The organism is Vibrio sp. CJQ_6 (assembly GCF_043106745.1).
In the GTDB taxonomy this organism is placed as follows: Bacteria; Pseudomonadota; Gammaproteobacteria; order Enterobacterales; family Vibrionaceae; genus Vibrio; species Vibrio furnissii.
This window is the reverse complement of sequence record NZ_JBICMV010000021.1, coordinates 191,214-210,266: the sequence shown is the minus strand read 5'-3', so window position 1 is coordinate 210,266 and position 19,053 is coordinate 191,214. Positions and strand designations below refer to the sequence as shown.

General features: G+C 54.8%; 16 protein-coding genes and 1 pseudogene. 9 read left to right on the top strand and 8 right to left on the bottom strand.

The window, feature by feature from the left end; all coding sequences use genetic code 11:
• Position 1: 1 nt before the first annotated feature.
• A complete protein-coding gene (locus ACF8PK_RS11785; RefSeq protein WP_158108933.1) occupies positions 2–1,621 on the top strand; it encodes an ABC transporter ATP-binding protein in 1,620 nt (539 codons plus the stop codon).
• A 163-nt stretch (positions 1,622–1,784) separates the two neighbouring features.
• Here ACF8PK_RS11785 and ACF8PK_RS11780 read toward each other — a convergent pair whose 3' ends face one another.
• Positions 1,785–2,684 carry a LysR family transcriptional regulator gene (locus tag ACF8PK_RS11780; RefSeq protein ID WP_392441456.1) on the bottom strand — a complete coding sequence of 300 codons (900 nt, stop codon included), beginning with the start codon at positions 2,682–2,684 and terminating at the stop codon, positions 1,785–1,787.
• Between the two features lie 167 nt (positions 2,685–2,851).
• Positions 2,852–2,929: pseudogene (locus ACF8PK_RS11775) on the bottom strand (deoxyribodipyrimidine photolyase); the annotation flags it as partial.
• Between the two features lies 1 nt (position 2,930).
• On the opposite strand from ACF8PK_RS11775, the gene ACF8PK_RS11770 reads away from it, so the two are divergent.
• The 3 genes from ACF8PK_RS11770 (at position 2,931) to ACF8PK_RS11760 (ending at position 8,749) form a co-directional block, all read left to right on the top strand.
• Positions 2,931–4,583 carry an L-lactate permease gene (locus ACF8PK_RS11770; protein WP_392441454.1) on the top strand — a complete coding sequence of 551 codons (1,653 nt, stop codon included), beginning with the start codon at positions 2,931–2,933 and terminating at the stop codon, positions 4,581–4,583.
• Positions 4,584–4,697: 114 nt separating this feature from the next.
• A complete protein-coding gene (lldD, locus tag ACF8PK_RS11765) occupies positions 4,698–5,834 on the top strand; it encodes an FMN-dependent L-lactate dehydrogenase LldD (protein ID WP_004727548.1) in 1,137 nt (378 codons plus the stop codon).
• A gap of 74 nt (positions 5,835–5,908) precedes the next feature.
• Complete coding sequence (locus tag ACF8PK_RS11760) at positions 5,909–8,749, top strand: FAD-binding and (Fe-S)-binding domain-containing protein (protein ID WP_392441452.1); 2,841 nt, start codon at positions 5,909–5,911, stop codon at positions 8,747–8,749.
• Between the two features lie 102 nt (positions 8,750–8,851).
• Here ACF8PK_RS11760 and ACF8PK_RS11755 read toward each other — a convergent pair whose 3' ends face one another.
• A complete protein-coding gene (locus ACF8PK_RS11755) occupies positions 8,852–9,685 on the bottom strand; it encodes a pyruvate, water dikinase regulatory protein (protein WP_014257746.1) in 834 nt (277 codons plus the stop codon).
• A gap of 155 nt (positions 9,686–9,840) precedes the next feature.
• Here ACF8PK_RS11755 and ppsA point away from each other — a divergent pair, with 155 nt between their 5' ends.
• Positions 9,841–12,231 (top strand): phosphoenolpyruvate synthase, encoded by a 2,391-nt coding sequence (ppsA, locus tag ACF8PK_RS11750; protein WP_032080910.1) that lies wholly within the window; start codon positions 9,841–9,843, stop codon positions 12,229–12,231.
• A gap of 67 nt (positions 12,232–12,298) precedes the next feature.
• Here the strand turns inward: ppsA and ACF8PK_RS11745 are convergent, their stop codons facing one another.
• Together ACF8PK_RS11745 and ACF8PK_RS11740 are read right to left on the bottom strand one after the other, a co-directional pair.
• Entirely contained in the window at positions 12,299–13,030 is a 732-nt protein-coding gene (locus ACF8PK_RS11745) for a helix-turn-helix domain-containing protein (protein ID WP_172562645.1), read from the bottom strand.
• 21 nt (positions 13,031–13,051) lie between these two features.
• On the bottom strand, positions 13,052–13,513 hold the full coding sequence (locus ACF8PK_RS11740) for a carboxymuconolactone decarboxylase family protein (protein ID WP_172562646.1): 462 nt from the start codon (positions 13,511–13,513) through the stop codon (positions 13,052–13,054).
• A gap of 174 nt (positions 13,514–13,687) precedes the next feature.
• On the opposite strand from ACF8PK_RS11740, the gene dsdA reads away from it, so the two are divergent.
• Positions 13,688–14,998: a D-serine ammonia-lyase gene (gene dsdA / locus ACF8PK_RS11735; protein ID WP_392441448.1), complete on the top strand. Its 1,311-nt coding sequence runs from the start codon at positions 13,688–13,690 to the stop codon at positions 14,996–14,998.
• On the opposite strand, the gene ACF8PK_RS11730 is transcribed toward dsdA, so the two are convergent.
• From ACF8PK_RS11730 to ACF8PK_RS11720, 3 genes are all read right to left on the bottom strand, one after another.
• Positions 14,995–15,411, bottom strand: a complete 417-nt coding sequence (locus ACF8PK_RS11730) for a PaaI family thioesterase (RefSeq protein WP_044366815.1) — start codon at positions 15,409–15,411, stop codon at positions 14,995–14,997. The genes dsdA and ACF8PK_RS11730 overlap by 4 nt on opposite strands.
• 152 nt (positions 15,412–15,563) lie before the next feature.
• Positions 15,564–16,145 carry a hypothetical protein gene (locus ACF8PK_RS11725; RefSeq protein ID WP_392441446.1) on the bottom strand — a complete coding sequence of 194 codons (582 nt, stop codon included), beginning with the start codon at positions 16,143–16,145 and terminating at the stop codon, positions 15,564–15,566.
• A gap of 13 nt (positions 16,146–16,158) precedes the next feature.
• Entirely contained in the window at positions 16,159–16,500 is a 342-nt protein-coding gene (locus ACF8PK_RS11720; RefSeq protein WP_392441444.1) for a DUF805 domain-containing protein, read from the bottom strand.
• Between the two features lie 235 nt (positions 16,501–16,735).
• Here ACF8PK_RS11720 and ACF8PK_RS11715 point away from each other — a divergent pair, with 235 nt between their 5' ends.
• The 3 genes from ACF8PK_RS11715 to ACF8PK_RS11705 all read left to right on the top strand — a co-directional run bounded on the left by ACF8PK_RS11715 (position 16,736) and on the right by ACF8PK_RS11705 (position 19,035).
• Entirely contained in the window at positions 16,736–17,764 is a 1,029-nt protein-coding gene (locus ACF8PK_RS11715; RefSeq protein WP_392441441.1) for a helix-turn-helix domain-containing protein, read from the top strand.
• Positions 17,765–17,974: 210 nt separating this feature from the next.
• Complete coding sequence (locus ACF8PK_RS11710) at positions 17,975–18,460, top strand: VOC family protein (protein WP_014257755.1); 486 nt, start codon at positions 17,975–17,977, stop codon at positions 18,458–18,460.
• A gap of 230 nt (positions 18,461–18,690) precedes the next feature.
• Complete coding sequence (locus ACF8PK_RS11705) at positions 18,691–19,035, top strand: YajD family HNH nuclease (protein WP_014257756.1); 345 nt, start codon at positions 18,691–18,693, stop codon at positions 19,033–19,035.
• Positions 19,036–19,053 lie beyond the last annotated feature (18 nt).

The following is a 19,053-nucleotide window of genomic DNA, read 5'->3' as shown; positions in this document are numbered from 1 at the left end:
AATGTCACACTCCCCTCTGTTGCAGGTTCGACACCTGTCGGTCAGCTTTCAAACCAACGATGGCGTGGTTGAAGCGGTCAAAAACGTCAACTTTGAGCTGAATGTCGGCGAAACACTGGCGATTGTTGGCGAGTCCGGGAGCGGTAAGTCAGTCTCCACCAACGCATTGATGCAACTGCTGCCCAACAACGCGCGTCTCGATCCGCAATCCAGCATTCGCTTTGAAGGCGAAGAGCTGTTGGAAAAAAGCGAAGCGCACATGCAGCGCATTCGCGGCGATCGGATTGGGATGATTTTTCAAGAGCCGATGACCTCGCTCAATCCTTACCTGCGCGTGGGCATTCAAGTGGCAGAGGCGATGAGGTGCCACCGCAACGTGTCGATGGCTCAGGCCAAACAGCGCGTGTTGGAACTATTTGAACTGGTGCATTTACCCAATCCGCAGCAGGCGTACAGCAAGTATCCGCACGAATTTTCTGGCGGCCAATTGCAACGCATCATGATTGCGATGGCGCTGATCAACGAACCCGACATTCTGATTGCCGACGAGCCGACCACTGCACTGGACGTGACGGTGCAGGCCGAAGTACTCAAGCTCATCAAAGAAATTCAAGCCAAAATGGGCATGGCGATTTTGTTCATTACCCATGATTTGGGCGTGGTGCGTTATGTCGCCGACCGCGTACTGGTGATGTGTAAAGGCGATGTGGTCGAAGAAGGTGATACCCAAGAGCTGTTTACCAACGCCAAGCACGACTACACCCGCATGCTGATTAACGCCATTCCCAAAGGCAGCAAAGATCCGGTGAGCGCGGATGCGCCCGCGCTGCTCAAAGCAAGCGACATTCGGGTCAAATTCCTCATCAAACCGCATTTTATTGCCAGCCGGAATCAATACTTTGAAGCGGTGAAAGGCATTTCACTCGAACTCAAACAGGGTGAAACGCTCGGCATTGTCGGCGAGTCCGGCAGCGGGAAATCGACACTGGGCCGCGCGCTGATCGGCCTATTGCCGTCCACAGGCGAGATTGAATTTAAAGGCATGGACTATCGCAAGCTGAGCGACGTGCAGCGATTGGCGCTGAAAAAAGACATTCAGATGGTGTTTCAGGACCCTTACGGGTCGCTGTCACCGCGCATGACGGTTGGCGAAATCATCACCGAAGGATTGCTGGTGCATCAACCGCACATCAGCAAAGCGGAACGTCTGCAACGGGCGCGCAAAGCACTGGAAGAAGTGCGTCTGGATGCCAGCGCGATTAACCGCTACCCGCACGAGTTTTCTGGCGGTCAGCGTCAACGGATTGCGATCGCACGCGCGCTGATCCTCGAACCGTCCTTCATTTTGCTCGACGAACCGACCTCGGCCCTCGACCGTTCAGTGCAGCTCACCGTGATTGACTTGCTCAAAGACATTCAACAGCGCCGCAACATCGGTTTTCTGTTCATCAGCCACGACCTCAGCGTGGTGAAAGCGCTGTCGGATCGCGTGATGGTGATGCAAAAAGGCGAAGTGATGGAACAAGGCAGCGCCGAAGACATTTTCCATCGTCCACAGCACGACTACACCAAGAAATTGATTGCCGCCTCGTTTGATGTGGATGAGGGGGTCGCCGCGTAATCAAACTGTCATCGACCCTTGCCATACTGGCGGAGTCAATCTCAGTGACATCGGTTTGGCCGCCGATCGAACATGCCGCACGGATGCGGCATTTTTCTTTTCTGGAACGAGCGCTCACAACGAACCGATCGCAACGGATAATCACGAAAAGAGAACAAAAAGCTCAGAAATAGTGGGAAATGGCCAAGTAACGGGCGCGAATGTGCTCAATCAGCAAACGGACTTTGTTCGGCGGCTGGCGGGTAAACGGATACACCGCGTAGATGCCGAGTTTCTTGCCGACTTGCTCCGGGAAAATGTCCACCAGCTCACCATTGCGAAAATCGTGATACACCAAGCAGCGCGGCACGTAAGCAATGCCGTGACCACCCAGTGCCGCTTTGCGCAGCGCCGTGGCGTTGTCCGTCGTGAAGGTGCCAGACACGCGCACAATGTAGTTACCTTTGGCGCTTTTGAACTCCCAATCGGTCGCCCCCGTCGTTTGGTAGGCGTATTGCAGGCAGTTATGATTGACCAAATCTTCCGGCTTTATCGGTTTACCGTTACGCGCAATGTAAGAAGGCGACGCGCACACCACCCATTGTGAATCGAGAATATGGCGCGCAATCAGGCTGGAATCTTCGAGATAACCGGTGCGGATCACCAAATCAAAGCCGCCTTCCACCAAGTCAACGAAGCGGTTGTCGAGCGACATTTCCACCGTCAGCCCCGGATGCAGGTTACAAAATTCCGCCACCGCATCCGCCAGAATCAAATCCCCCGAGATGCTGGGCACCGACATGCGAATGTGGCCGCTGACATTTTCGCCAAACCCCGCCACCGCATCCATCGCCTCCTGAGTGGCTTGCTTCACATTTTTCGCACTCGCCAGCAACGCCTTGCCCGCTTCGGTCAGGGTCAATTTACGCGTTGTTCGATATAATAGCTGAACGCCCAATTCCTCTTCCAATCGCGCGATTCTTTTACTAACTACCGAATTCGTAAGGTTATTTTGTTCAGCTACCTTACTAAAACTGCCCAGCTCTACCACCTGAGAAAACAGAATTAAGTCGTCTGCACGCATTCGATTATGCCAATTTTGGAACTAATTATTTTCATTATTTCCCTATATCGCAAAAAAATAAAGGGGTACATTCACGCCGAATTAACAAACCCATCACAACTATAAAAATTTGTAACACCGAGCTCTAACGTCTTAACCCGTATCCTACATCACGTGTTAAGCCATCATTGATGGATGGAGAGTTCAAGGACGAGGAAGTATTCCATGAGCGACACTGTATTAGCATTGGTTGCGTTTTCACCGATTGTGGTGGCAGCCATTCTTCTGGTTGGCCTGAACTGGCCAGCGAAAAAAGCCATGCCGGTCGCGTTTGCGCTGACCGTGGCGATTGCTTTGACATTTTGGGACATGACGGCCAACCGCGTGTTGGCGTCCGTACTGCAAGGATTGGGGATCACCGTCACCGTACTGTGGATCGTGTTTGGGGCGATTTTCCTGCTCAACACACTGAAATACACCGGCGCGATTACCGTGATTCGCAATGGGTTTACCAACATTTCACCTGACCGCCGCATTCAAGCCATCATCATCGCTTGGTGTTTTGGCTCATTCATCGAAGGCGCTTCCGGTTTCGGTACGCCCGCAGCCATTGCAGCGCCTCTGCTGGTTGCCATCGGTTTTCCTGCGCTGGCAGCGGTGCTGATGGGCATGATGATTCAGTCCACGCCAGTTTCATTTGGCGCGGTGGGCACCCCGATTCTGGTCGGTGTGAATAAAGGGCTGGATACACACAACATCACCGAAGCGCTGGTGGCGCACGGCTCTAACTGGGACGCGTACCTGCAGCAGATCACCGCCAGTGTGGCGCTCATCCACGCCAGCGTCGGCACCTTGATGCCCGTGTTGATGGCGATGATGCTGACCCGTTTCTTTGGTAAAAACCGCAGCTGGACCGAAGGTTTGAGCATTCTGCCATTTGCGCTGTTTGCCGGCCTCGCGTTCACCATTCCTTACGCACTGACGGGCGTGCTACTGGGCCCTGAATTCCCCTCACTGGTAGGTGGTTTGTTCGGCCTGACGATTGTGGTCACCGCAGCGAAAAAAGGCTTTTTGGTGCCAAAACAGAACTGGGATTTCCGCCCAGAAAGCGAATGGCCAGCGGAATGGCTCGGCTCGCTAAAAATGGATCTCGATGACATCAAAGGCAAACCGATGGGCCTCGCGCTGGCGTGGCTACCGTATGTGCTGCTGGCGGTCATTCTGGTGCTGAGCCGCGTGAGTGCGGATTTCAAAGGCCTGCTGCTGAGCGTGAATTTGGCGTTCAACAACATTCTCGGCGAAGTGGGTGTGAGCGCCTCGATTGCGCCGCTCTATTTGCCGGGTGGGATTTTGGTCTTCGCCGCCCTGCTGGCCGTCTTGCTGCAAGCACGCAGTCTCAAACCGATGGGGCAAGCGCTGGGCGAATCGACCAAAACCCTGATTGGCGCAGGTTTCGTGTTGGTGTTCACCATTCCCATGGTGCGTATCTTCATCAACTCAGGGGTGAATATGTCGGATCTGGCAAGCATGCCGGTGACGACTGCGAACTTTGCCGCAGGATTGGTGGGCGATGCCTTCCCCGCACTGAGCGCAACCGTTGGGGCCTTGGGCGCCTTCATCGCAGGCTCCAACACCATTTCAAACATGATGTTCAGTCAGTTCCAATTTGAAGTGGCGCAAACCTTGGGCGTATCGAGTGTCATCGTCATCGCACTGCAAGCGGTAGGCGCGGCAGCCGGCAACATGATTGCCATTCACAACGTGGTGGCGGCGTCGGCCACGGTCGGCCTGTTGGGTCGTGAAGGTGCGACACTGCGCAAAACCATCATTCCAACTTTCTACTACCTTGTAGTAACAGGATTAATTGGTCTGGCCGTGATCTACGGTTTCCACATGACCGACGCGTTAATGAACGTTTAAGTCAACGATACCCCGCCAACCTGACGCTGCGCAGTCAGCCTTCATCAGCAGCGTTTCGGTTCACGGGCATAAGCAGGCATCTGACCTGCACGAGCTAACATTAGGAATGTATCTATGATTATTTCGGCATCCACCGATTACCGCGCTGCGGCGAAAGCCAAACTGCCTCCGTTTCTGTTTCACTACATCGATGGCGGCTCCTACAGTGAACATACGTTGCGCCGCAATACCGACGACCTGTCCGACATCGCGCTGCGCCAACGTGTGCTCAACGACATGTCACAGCTTGATCTGTCGACTGAACTGTTTGGTGAATCGCTGGCGATGCCGATTGCCCTCGCACCGGTTGGTCTGACCGGCATGTACGCTCGCCGCGGTGAAGTGCAGGCCGCCACCGCTGCCAGCAACAAAGGCATTCCGTTTACGCTTTCTACCGTCTCGGTGTGTCCGATTGAAGAAGTGGCACCGGCGATTGACCGCCCGATGTGGTTTCAGCTCTACGTACTCAAAGATCGCGGCTTTATGAAAAACGTACTGGAACGCGCTAAAGCCGCTGGCGTGACCACGTTGGTGTTTACGGTGGATATGCCAGTGCCGGGCGCACGCTATCGCGACATGCATTCTGGCATGAGTGGCCCGAACGCGGCCGCGCGCCGCGTGATGCAAGCCATGACGCACCCAAGCTGGGCGTGGGATGTGGGTCTGCTGGGCAAACCGCACGATCTGGGCAACATCTCCACCTATCGCGGCACACCCACCAAACTGGAAGATTACATCGGCTGGCTGGGCACGAACTTCGACCCATCGATTTCATGGAAAGATCTGGAATGGATTCGTGATTTCTGGGACGGCCCGATGGTGATCAAAGGCATTCTGGATACCGAAGATGCCAAAGATGCGGTACGTTTTGGTGCTGATGGAATCGTGGTCTCGAACCACGGCGGCCGTCAGCTCGACGGTGTCCTGTCGACTGCACGAGCGCTGCCAGACATCGCGGATGCGGTGAAAGGCGACCTGAAGATTCTGGTCGACTCCGGCATCCGCACGGGCCTCGATGTGGTGCGCATGCTGGCACTGGGCGCCGACTGCACGCTCCTCGGCCGCGCCTTTGTTTACGCACTGGCCGCCCAAGGACAGGCCGGCGTAGAAAACCTGCTCGACTTGTTTGAAAAAGAGATGCGAGTCGCCATGACGCTGACCGGCGCCAAAACCATTCAAGACCTGTCGCGTGAATCGCTGGTCAACGGATAACCCCCAAGAAGGCTTCGAAATTCCATTTTGAAGCCTTCTTTCCTAACACTGAAAGCATGACACTGGAAGCTATGATGAATCAGTCACCTACTGCCGAACATTATCGTCAATTAGAACAGAAACTGAGCAGAAAAATCGACCCGGAACGTATCGTGACTCAGGAGGCCAAGCGCCTCGCCTACGGCACCGACGCCAGTTTTTATCGTTTAGTTCCCAAAATCGTACTGCGCTTGAAATCACTCGACGAAGTGATTTTTGCCATTGAATGCTGCGGCGAACTCGGTATTCACTTCACCTTTCGCGCCGCAGGCACCAGCCTGTCGGGTCAGGCGGTGTCCGATTCGGTGCTGATCACCCTGACCGACGATTGGCGTGGTCACCAGATCCTCGAAAATGGCGACAAAATTCTTCTCCAACCGGGCGTGATTGGCGCCGATGCCAATAAATACCTGGCACCATTTCAGCGCAAAATTGGCCCAGATCCGGCGTCGATCAATACCTGTAAAATCGGCGGCATCGCGGCCAATAACGCCAGCGGCATGTGCTGTGGGACGGCGCAGAACTCCTATCGCACCGTCGACAGTATGAAAATCGTCTTCGCCGACGGGTTTGTGTTGGATACCCAAGACGCCGCCAGCGTTGAACACTTCAAGCAGCACAAAGCGCATCTGGTCGCGGGCCTTGAAGCGCTGTGCGCTGAAACGCTCGCCAATCAAGCATTAACCGAACGCATTCGTCACAAATACCGCCTGAAAAACACCACCGGCTACGCGCTCAATGCGCTGGTCGATTTCAGCGATCCGATTGAGGTGCTTGAGCACCTGATGATCGGCTCAGAAGGCACACTCGGCTTTATCGCCGAGATCACCTACAACACCGTCATTGAACACGCGCACAAAGCGTCGGCGCTGTTGGTGTTTGCCGATATTGAACAAGCCAGTCAAGCCGTGACCACGCTGTCAAAATCACCGGTCGCGGCGGTTGAAATGATGGATGGCCGCGCGATGCGCTCGGTGGCCGATAAAAAAGGCATGCCTGCGTTTATCGCCACATTGGATCTCGAAGCAGCCGCGCTGCTGATTGAATCCCACGCTAGCGATCAAGCCACGCTGGATACGCAGTGCGACGCGATCATGCGCGCGCTCAGCGACTATCACATTCTTGAATCCGTGCCCTTTACCACCGACAGCCGCATGGTGGCAACATTATGGGGCATTCGCAAAGGCATGTTCCCGGCCGTGGGCGCGGTGCGCGAAGTCGGCACCACCGTTATCATTGAAGACGTGGCGTTTCCGGTTGACGATCTCGCCGCTGGCGTGCGTGACCTTCAGGCACTGTTCGACAAATACGCCTACAGCGAAGCGATCATTTTCGGCCATGCGCTGGAAGGCAACCTGCACTTTGTGTTCACGCAGGGTTTTGATAGCCAGCAAGAGATCGACCGTTACGGCGCCTTTATGGACGATGTTGCCGAACTGGTGGCGGTGAAATATCAAGGCTCGCTGAAAGCGGAGCACGGCACCGGACGCAACATGGCGCCGTATGTAGAGCTGGAATGGGGCAAAGACGGCTACGCGTTGATGCAGAAAATCAAAGCGCTGTTTGACCCGCGCGGCCTGCTCAACCCGGGCGTCATCATCAACACCGATCCCCATTCGCACATCAGCAATCTCAAACCGATGCCGGCAGCCGATGATTTGGTCAACCGCTGCATCGAGTGTGGCTTCTGTGAGCCTGTGTGTCCGTCGCGCACCTTAACGCTCTCTCCGCGTCAGCGCATTGTGCTGTTCCGTGAATTGCAGCGCCGCATTGCCGCAGGTGAAAACGTGCAGGCAAGCGAACTTGAGCAAGTGTTCGAGTATCAGGGGCTAGATACCTGCGCCGCGACCGGATTGTGTGCCGAGCGCTGCCCCGTGGGCATCAACACCGGCGATCTGGTGAAGAAACTGCGCACCGCTAAATATCAGAAATTCACCCCGATTGCGCGCTGGACGGCCGAGCACTTCTCCACCACCACCGCCATTGCGCGCAGCGGACTGAAAGCGAACCAACTGGCAACCAAGGTGCTGGGTGAGAAAACCGTCGGCAACCTGACCAACGGCCTGCGCAATCTGACCCAAGGCAAAACGCCCCTGTGGATGCCGGAAATGCCACAGGCCAACACCCATCAACTTGAACTCGCCGCCGAGAATTTGCCGCGCCGTGAGAAAAAAGTGGTCTATTTGCCGTCGTGTGCCAGCCGCAATATGGGCCAGCAAAGCGACGCGCAGGATCAGCGCCCACTGACCGAGGTGACTTTATCGCTGCTCAATAAAGCGGGCTTTGAGGTGATTCTGCCGAGCGAACTCAGCAGCCAATGCTGCGGCATGCCTTACGACAGTAAAGGCATGACCGAACTGGCGCAAAGCAAAGCCCAGCAACTGGAAGAAGCGCTATGGGAAGCGAGCCATCACGGCGACTATCCGGTGCTGATGGACACCAGCCCGTGCGCCAAACGCAGCATGGAGCAGTTCACCAAACCGCTGGAAATTCTCGAACCAACGGGTTTTGTCAGTAAGTATCTGTTGGATCATCTGGCAATCACGCCGAAACAGGAAACCGTGATGCTGCACATCACCTGTAGTTCGCGTCGCATGGGGCTGGAAAGCGAGATGCTCAAACTGGCGCAGGCGTGCGTGACCGACGTGGTGGTGCCAGAGCACATTCAGTGCTGCGGTTGGGCGGGCGACAAAGGCTTTACCACCCCAGAGCTGAACGCGGCGGCGGTACATCCATTGAAAGAGCAAGTGCCGTCAGCCTGTTCGCGCGGCTTTAGTAACAGCCGCACGTGTGAAATTGGCCTGTCGCATCACAGCGGCATTCCGTACCAGTCGATTCTGTATCTGGTGGATGAAGTGGCGCGCCCGGTTAATTAAAGTGGTTGCCGAATACCACTTGGTTGAGCGCTGAAAAAACAGAGCGCTGAAAAAACAGGGAACCGAGGCGCCCTGTTGATGGCTTGAAATGGGGCGTTAACGTCAGAATAAGCGCCGTTTCAGCCCGGCTTTTTCGAGAATACGGGTGGAGATCTCTTCCACCGACAACGATGAAGTGTTGATGTACGGAATCGCTTCGCGGCGAAACAGCGCTTCGACTGTGGCGAGCTCCGTCTGGCACTGCTCGGTGCTGGCATAGTCACTGCCCGATAAGCGGTTTTCGCGGATTTCGGTCAAGCGCTCCGGGTCAATGGTGAGGCCAAACAGCTTGTGACGGTGAATTTCAAATTCCGGCAGCAGTTTGAGCGCGCGAATGTCGTCAGCAATAAACGGATAGTTCACCACGCGCAGGCCAAACTGCATCGCCATGTACAAACTGGTTGGGGTTTTGCCACTGCGCGACACGCCAAGCAGAATCACATCAGCCTGATCGAGGCCTTTGGTGGAGATGCCATCATCGTGCGCTAGGGTGTATTCAATCGCGGCGATACGGTCAAAGTAGGTGTTGGAATCTTTGCCGACACTGCGCGAACGTTGCAGTTTGGGCGTCGGCTCCATCTGAATATCATCTTTGACGCGCTGAACAATGCTTTCCAGCACGTCGTAGCAGTGCGCGGGCGCATTCAGCAGACGCGTGCGAAACTCAGGAATGACGATGGAGAAGAACACCAACGGGCGAACGCCGTTGCGCTGAAATGAGTGCTCGATCTGTTTGATGAGGTCGCTCAGTTTGTCGTCGGTTTCGACAAACGGGAAGGTCTTTTCGTTCGGCACAAAAGAAAACTGGCCGAGAACGACGTGACCTAATGTTTCACATGTAATCGCGGTTCCATCCGAAACGTAGAATACATCACGGCTTTGACAATCTATTTCCATTTTCGTTTAAACATTCAAATAAATTTTATTACGATGGTTTACATAATACCGATAATAAAACCCGGCATGCCATTACGGCCCCCACAGCTTTGAAAAATTCCTCGGAATTTTTTTCAGTTGCCACGTAATCGATTGCCCTCCCCTACAACGCTGCAATGTTTCTGGAGAAAGACATGCAAAAGAACACCCTCTGGTTCAATAGCCTATCCATGGAAGATGTCGATAAAGTCGGCGGTAAAAACGCATCACTTGGCGAAATGGTATCTAACCTCGCCAACGCCGGTGTGTCCGTACCCAACGGTTTTGCGACAACCTCTTACGCGTTCAACCAATTCCTTGATTTTGAGGGCTTGGACGACCGCATTCATACCCTGCTCGACGAACTGGACGTTGACGATGTAGAAGCCCTGCGCAAGACAGGTGCCACCATCCGTCAATGGGTATTAGACGCCCCATTCCCTGCGGATTTAGAGCAGGACATTCGAGACAACTACGACACCCTGATTGAAGGCAACCCCGAGCTTTCGGTCGCGGTGCGCTCTTCGGCTACTGCTGAAGACCTGCCAGACGCTTCGTTTGCGGGCCAGCAAGAAACCTTCCTGAACGTGAAAGGCATCGATGCGGTGCTGGAAGCGACCAAACACGTATACGCGTCGCTGTTTAACGACCGCGCGATCTCGTACCGCGTGCACCAAGGCTTTGACCACCGCGGCATCTCGCTGTCGGCGGGTATCCAGCGCATGGTGCGTTCAGACAAAGCGGCATCGGGCGTGATGTTCACCCTCGATACCGAATCTGGTTTCGACCAAGTCGTCTTCATTACCTCGGCTTGGGGTCTGGGCGAAATGGTGGTGCAAGGCGCAGTGAACCCGGATGAGTTCTACGTGCACAAACCGTTGCTGGAAGCAGGCCAAGCACCGATCGTGAAGAAAACCTTCGGTTCGAAGCTGGTGAAAATGATCTACGCCAACAGCCAAGTGATCGGCAAACAGGTTGAAATCATCGACACCACAGATGCAGAACGTAATCAGTTCTCTCTGAGCGATGACGAGATCAAAGAGCTGGCAAAACAAGCGATGATCATCGAGAAGCACTACCAGCGTCCAATGGACATCGAGTGGGCGAAAGACGGCATCGACGGCAAGCTGTACATCGTACAAGCGCGTCCAGAAACCGTATGTTCACAAAGCGAACAGAACGTCATTGAGCGTTACGAGCTGAACAACAAAGCCGACATCCTGATTGAAGGCCGTGCGATCGGTCAACGCATCGGCAGCGGCACCGTTCGTCTGGTCGATTCGCTGGATCAAATGTCACTGGTCAAAGAAGGCGATGTGCTGGTCACCGACATGACCGACCCAGACTGGGAACCGGTAATGAAGAAAGCCGCTGCGATCGTCACTAACCGTGGTGGCCGTACCTGTCACGCGGCGATCATCGCGCGTGAACTGGGCATTCCGGCGATCGTCGGTTGTGGGAACGCCACCAGCACATTGACAGACGGCGCAACTGTGACCGTTTCGTGTGCGGAAGGGGAAACCGGCTACGTGTACCAAGGCCTGCTGGACTTTGAAGTGCGCCGCTCATCGGTTGATGAACTGCCACTGCTGCCCACCAAAGTGATGATGAACGTGGGTAACCCGGATCGTGCCTTCGATTTTGCACAAATCCCGAACGAAGGGGTGGGTCTGGCGCGTCTGGAATTCATCATCAACAAGATGATCGGCATTCACCCGAAAGCGCTGCTGAACTTCGACGCGCAAACCGATGAACTGAAAGCTGAAATCACCAACCGCATTCGTGGTTACAAAGATCCAATCGATTTCTACGTCAGCAAACTGACTGAAGGTATCGCGACCATCGCTGCGGCATTCTGGCCAAAACGCGTGATCGTGCGTATGTCAGACTTCAAATCGAATGAGTACAGCAACTTGGTGGGTGGCAAGCACTACGAACCGCACGAAGAGAACCCAATGCTGGGCTTCCGCGGTGCGTCTCGCTACATCTCACCGGTGTTTGAAGACTGTTTCGAACTGGAAACGCTGGCGGTGAAACGCGTGCGTAACGAAATGGGGCTGAAAAACGTCGAAATCATGATTCCATTCGTGCGTACACCAAGCGAAGCGGCATCGGTCATCGACCTGCTGGCGAAGTTTGACCTGCGCCGTGGCGAGCAAGGACTGAAAGTGATCATGATGTGCGAACTGCCATCCAACGCGGTACTGGCAGATGAGTTCCTCAAGTACTTCGATGGGTTCTCTATCGGCTCAAACGACATGACTCAGTTGACCCTTGGCCTTGACCGTGACTCCGGTGACGTCGCGCACCTGTTTGACGAGCGTAACCCTGCGGTGAAAGTGATGCTGAAGATGGCGATTGATGCAGCCACCAAAGCGGGCAAATACGTCGGCATTTGTGGTCAGGGCCCATCCGACCACGAAGATCTGGCGGAATGGCTGATGGAACAAGGCATCAGTTCGGTCTCGCTCAACCCGGATACCGTGATTGATACGTGGATCAAACTGGGTGAAGTGGCTGCGAAATAATTCGCTCACCGCTCCATCGAAAAAGCGCCGTCTTGCGGCGCTTTTTTTATGCCTGCTGGCCAGCCCATCAGGACTTGCGCTGGCGGACAAATTGTTTGGGCGTGATGCGGGCGATCTGTTTGCACTCACGCGTCATGTGAGCCTGATCGGCAAAGCCCTGTTCGAGCGCTAAATCGGCAAGCGATACATTGGGCTGCACGCGCAGTTGCTCCAAGGTCTGTTTCACCCGCACGATGCGTTGATACTGTTTCGGCGTGATCCCCAGCCATTTCTGAAACTGGCGTTCGCGCTGACGCTGGCTGAGTGTCTCGGGCTGGCGATGAATGATATGCCCCACATCTTGCGGCTCATACTGCGCGATCAACGCGTGGCACCAGCGATATAACGTGGTGATTCTGGCAGCCGGAGAAGACGCGCTTTGCAGCGCAAAAAAAGCGGTCTGTGCCGACGCGGCAAGTGGGTGGTCGCCTGCAATGCGCAGCGGCGTCTCCAGCCGCTCACCAAACAGCTGATAGCCTACCGCTGGGTGAAAACGCACCCCCGCCACCACAGCTCCCGGTGGCAAGCCAACCTGATGAGCCAAAGTGCTGACCGGCAGCAACACCACGCCCGGCGACTGCCATTCGTCGTCCATTTGCACCTGCTGTTGCAAAATAAAGGTCACGCCCGTGCCTGCATCGCTGAGGAGTTGCCTGCGCACGGTTTGCTTGGTTTCAGGCGCAACAGAAACCGACCAGATTGCCTGAATCTGGCCGGCTAATAACCCCTGCGGTTTGAAGATCTCAAAATCTAAATCCAAACGGATGTTCCCACATTGCGATTAGTTGGGTTGATACAGTCCCACCTGCGGCTGAAACACTTTCACTATCCGGTTCCAACTGTTGATGGCATTCACCGCCACCGTCAGGTTCACCATAGCTTTATCACCAAAGGTATTCAAGGTGAGCTGATAGGCATCATCGTCCACAGGTAGACCTGCCGTCAGCAGTTCTGCCCACGCCAACGCCACGCGTTCAGCCTCGCTATAAAGTGGCATGTCTTTCCAGGCACTCAGCCCCCAAATTCGCTCGGGCTGCTCACCCATTTTGAGCGCGTCTTTGCTGTGCATGTCGATACAGAAAGCGCACTGATTCATTTGCGACACACGCAACTTTACCAGCTCCCAGATGGTCATATTTAGGGTGTCCGACTGACGAAACTGTTCATGGAAGTACGCTTCTTGGGTGTACAAAATTTCCATGGCTTGCGGCGCGATGTGGATGTAGTTGATGCGTTTTGACATGGTCTTTCTCCTCTGTTTTTCACAGCATAGGGAAACGGAAACATCAGGGATTGAAGATTTTCGACATCCACTCAGCCAAGGTGACGCATCGGTTCAGACTTTGATTGCCCCGCCCTAGGCAAACCGACACAAATCGTTATGATGACAAGCTAAAACCCGATGAGAAGGTGCCCCATGACCGAAGCCCTTATTGAACGATTTCCATTGATCAAACAGCTCATTGCGCTGCAAGAAACGCAATGGTTCAACCCCAACATCACCACGCTGGCAGAAGGCCTGCCCCATGTTGGCCTCAGTGAGCAAGACGTGCAGGATGCGGCTGCAAGGCTGCGCCGCTTCGCGCCGTATATTGAACACGTGTTTCCTGAAACCGCCGTCAACCAGGGCATCATTGAATCGCCGCTGGTGACCATCGATCACATGCGCCGCGCGCTGCAATCTCACTACCAAACCGACATGCCGGGCAAGCTGCTGCTCAAACTCGACAGCCACCTGCCGATTTCGGGCTCGATCAAAGCGCGAGGCGGGATTTACGAAGTATTGGCTCACGCCGAACAACTCGCGCAGCAAGCGGGTTTACTTCACCTTGAAGACGATTACCGCACCCTAGCGAGCGATGAACTGCGCCACTTTTTCTCGCAGCATCAGATTGCCGTCGGATCCACCGGAAATCTCGGCCTATCGATTGGCATCATGAGCGCCAAGCTCGGCTTTCGCGTCACAGTGCACATGTCGGCCGATGCCCGTGAATGGAAAAAAGCCAAACTGCGCTCACATGGCGTCACCGTGGTGGAATACGACAGCGACTACGGCGTCGCCGTTGAACAAGGGCGCGCGCAGGCGCAAAACGATCCGAGCTGCTTTTTCATCGACGATGAAAACTCCCGCACGCTGTTTCTGGGCTACGCGGTGGCCGGTGAGCGCCTCAAAGCGCAATTGGCACAGCGCGAAATTCGCGTCGACGTCGATCACCCGCTGTTTGTTTACCTGCCGTGCGGCGTGGGCGGTGGTCCGGGCGGTGTCGCCTTTGGCCTCAAACTCGCGTTTGGCGATCACGTGCACTGCCTGTTTGCCGAACCGACTCACTCGCCGTGCATGCTGCTTGGGGTGCACACCGGTTTGCACGATGCCATCAGCGTGCAGGATTTGGGCATCGATAACCTCACCGCAGCTGATGGTCTCGCGGTCGGGCGTGCATCGGGTTTTGTCGGCCGCGCCATGGAACGCCTGCTCGATGGCTATTACACCGTCAGCGACGAAACGTTATTTACGCTGCTGAAAATGCTCAGCGATTATGAACAGATTCAGCTCGAACCGTCAGCCTTGGCGGGCATGAAAGGGCCGGTGGTCGCACAGCGCGATCACGGCTATCTCGCTCAGCATGGCTTCAGTGACGCCCAGCTCAGCCGCGCCACGCACTTGGTGTGGGCAACCGGGGGCGGCATGGTGCCGAAAGATGAAATGGACAAATACCTGCGCAGCTAGCTCGTTCTCACTTTCTCTTGGAGAAACTTGCCGCTGGCACTGACCCGTAGCTCACCGTCAACGTGCAGCTGCGCGGTCAGCAGGTAAATCCCTCGGCGCACCGTATCGCAATGCGCCGAAATCACCACCTGTTCCCCCACCACAATCGGGTGATGAAAACGCACGTCCAACTGCGCCGTTAACGCTTCGATGCCTTGGTGTAACAAACAGTGCGTCATCGCGGCATCCAGCAGCGAACTGGCGATTCCGCCATGCAGCTTTCCCCGATACCCCTGATGACGCGAGCAGACGGTAAAGTGGCCACTCACTTGCCCGCGCTCGTCGCACCCCAAAGCCACGCCCAATGAATAAGGATTGTGCTCGGCTGGCGAGCACACCGCGCACATTGCGTGCGATTCTAACGCCTTGGTCATCATCCACCTCACTGTCAAAAATAAAATTAGCATATGCCAATAACAAATCGAATGCTGAGATGGAATCAATGTTTGCAGCGAATCAATGTTTGCAGCGAACCCATGCACCTGATCGCGATTCATGAACCGAGTCACGATTCACGAACCAGACGCTAATATTGACGTGTGTAGAGCTGCTTGAGTTGTGCCTCGGTCGCGGTTTGACAGCGCGCAGCTGACCATTCGCCATTGAGCCACGAGGTCCACTTGCGGCGCGGGTTCAAAATAAAATGCACTTGGCTACCGATGCCACTTTCGACCGCCACATCACCAGGTTCATGGTTGAGCCCTTGCGTTACGTGTAAGTGCTCACTCGTGACCTGATCGCCGTTTTTCAGCGCTTGCGACACTTCGCTGCTGTAAATGCGCAGCGTCACCGGGCCGGTTTCTTTGACCACAATGCCGCCTTGCTCAAAGTTACCCGCCACGATGTGCAGCGGCGCCACAATACACAATTCACCATCCTCATTGCGACTCAGGTACGCGCCTTTGCCAGCGATTCCATGCAGATAAACCAGATGCCCTTCTGCCACGGTGGGCACGATGACCAGACCTTGCACATCACTGGGGAGCCATGCCGCCGTTGTGTCTTGTCCATGTTCGCCCACCCGCGGGTTTTCCGTTGCCTGCGCCACGCTTGATAGGCCAAATGCCCATACGAGTGCCAACCAAGCCGCAGTTTGAATTCGTCTCATCTTCCGTTCCTCCCTATTGCGCGACATCAAAGCGATTGCGGTGCGGCTCGCTGCGCTGCGCCATCAGCACCAACAGCACGACCACGCCAATCACCGGAATAAAGCACACCAAACTCCACCAGCCAGAGCGTCCGGTGTCGTGCAAACGGCGCACCGTCACCGCCACCAGCGGTAAAAAGCTGAGTATGCTGTACGCCACTTCCACCCACGGCGGCGAACCGGTGTTGATCTCCAGCGCCACCAAAACAAGGCTGACCAGCAGATTGACCAAAAAGAACATCCAGTACGCCTGACGCGTCGCTCGCCCGGAAAAACTCAGCCCAAGTTGCCACGCCTGCCAATACCAATTCATCATCGCGCTCCTTTTTCTCGCCCATGACCTCTGTCGTTAAAAATGATGTTCGACATGTGTACCCAAGCATGACGCCGAACAGGGTCACTTTGGCGCAATGCCTTGGCGGGCGCGTCCTCGATCCGGTTCGAGGACTTCCTCAATCCGGTTTGAGGACCGCAATCGCTTCACGTGACGCGGAGAAATCGGTAGGCTTAGCACGTTGGATAATGAAACGTTGCCCATGTAAGGAAACCCGATGATCGCCATTCCCCTACCCTTTGTTGTCTCATTGCTGCTGTTGATGTTAGCGATCGTGTTGTGGGTCAAATCCGATGCGGCGACCAAACCCGCCAGCTGGTTTACCGCGCTCTGCGCCTTAACCACGGCAATTGTCGGCCTGCGCTGGACACTGGATATCGCGCTGTTTCGCATGTTGCAGCCGGTGTGTGCCGCGCTGGTGCCGATGGCCGCCTGGCACTGTTTTCGCCGCGCCCACCAACCTGGACGGCTTACGCGCCTACATTGGCTCGGGCCACTGGTGATTGCCGTGGGGTCGCTGAGCTATCCGTATTGGCATGCGCCACTGGATTTGATGCTGACGGCGTTGTATATCGGCTACGGCATCGCGCTGCTGCTGGCGTCGCGCAATGAAGCGCCACAAGTTCGGTTGTCCGATATGGACTGGGTGCGCTACGCCGAGCGCATCGCCGGTTGTATGCTGCTGTTTTCTGCCTGCATTGATGGCGCGCTAACACTTGATTTCGCGCTGTATGAGGGCCGACACGCGATGTATGTGCTGGCGGTCGGCTACACCCTGTTGTTGCCAACCTTAGCGTTAGCGGTGGTGATGGTGGCGCAAAGTACTTTGCACGTAACTGAAGAAGCGCCGCAAGCGAGCGCGCCGGACTCTGCCGTTGAGCAAAGCGACAACAATGCGATGAGTGATGAACACGCGCAGGCGATTCTGACGCGACTCGATACGCTGATGAAAGAAAAGCAGGCATTTCTCGACCCGGATTTAACCTTGGATCGTCTGGCGCGCAAACTGACGATTCCCGCGCGGCAGATTTCAATGGCGGTCAATCAGATTCACGGCCGCAACATCTCAAAAATACTCAATGAGTATCGCATCGAGTACGCCAAGCAGCGTTTGCTACGCAGCGATGAGAGCATTACGCAGGTCTATCTGAATTCCGGTTTTCAAACCAAATCCAACTTCAATCGTGAATTCAGCCGCGTGACCGGACTGACGCCCAGCGGCTTTCGTCAACGTGAAACCCAATAAGCGATGCTATCAGGCTCTATAAACCCCGCGATGGTGTTCGACGAGCCACGTCATCGGCGGTGTCGCGACGTCTTGAACGGGTAGAAAACAATAACAAAACATTATTATTTTTATAAATATTGATAATTTTTTAATTCAATCGCAGTTCCCTATACTTCTCTCCATCGACACAAACAGCGAAACAAACAACTCAATTTTTTGGAGAATCGTATGAAAATGAATCACGTGGGCATCATGGTTGGCGACATGAACAAAGCCGTCGAGTTCTACACAAAAGCCTTGGGGCTGAGCATTGTGATGGACAATACCCAAGTGACCGAAGAACGCGAAACCGCAATTGGCCGCATGTGTATCGCAGTCTTTGGGGAAGGGTTTAAAGGCTTTAACATCGCGCATCTGCTAACCAATGATGGCATCGGTTTCGAGCTGTTCGAAATGAAAGAACGCCAAGAACGTCACCAAGTCGACTTCTCTCGCATCGGCATCTTCCACTTCTGTCTGCAAACCGATGATTTCGAAGGCACCATTCAACGCGTGGAAGCGTTTGGCGGTAAAGTGCGAATGGACATCATGCGCTACCACCCAGAAGACGACAACAAACAAGCAAAAATGGTGTATCTGGAAGACCCGTTCGGCAACCTGTTCGAACTCTACTCACACACTTACGCAGAAACATACGCGTCTGATTACGAGTAATCAGACCTTCCCAAGCTCGCAAGGATTGGTCGCTCGGCCAATCCTTTTTTCTCTTCCCGAACATCCAAATGAATGCGCATCGCCCGCCCCCACGGCATGACCTGCGCGCAAACCCGCTTTAGATTTGTGCACTGAAATCACGCACGCCGCCCCCACTGAATCTGGGTCACTGTTTCCGGCCTCGTTGTCGTGATAGCATCGGCGCATACTCTATTTTGTGGAAGACAACCATGTCATCAGATCATTACGGCACCAGTGCCAATTACGCTCGTAAAGAAGCCGGTTATCGCGAAAAAGCACTCAAACTCTACCCTTGGGTATGCGGCCGATGTGCACGAGAATTTGTTTATTCCAACCTGCGTGAATTGACGGTTCACCACAAAGATCACGACCACACCAACAATCCTGAAGATGGCAGCAACTGGGAACTGTTGTGTCTGTATTGCCATGATCATGAGCACAGCAAATACCTCGAGCATGATTTGTACGGCAGCGAAATCAAGCCCGGCGAAGATGAACATCAAGGCGCGACGTACAACCCGTTTGCTGACTTAGCCAAGATGATGAAAAAGTAATGGCTCTCGAGCCTGCGC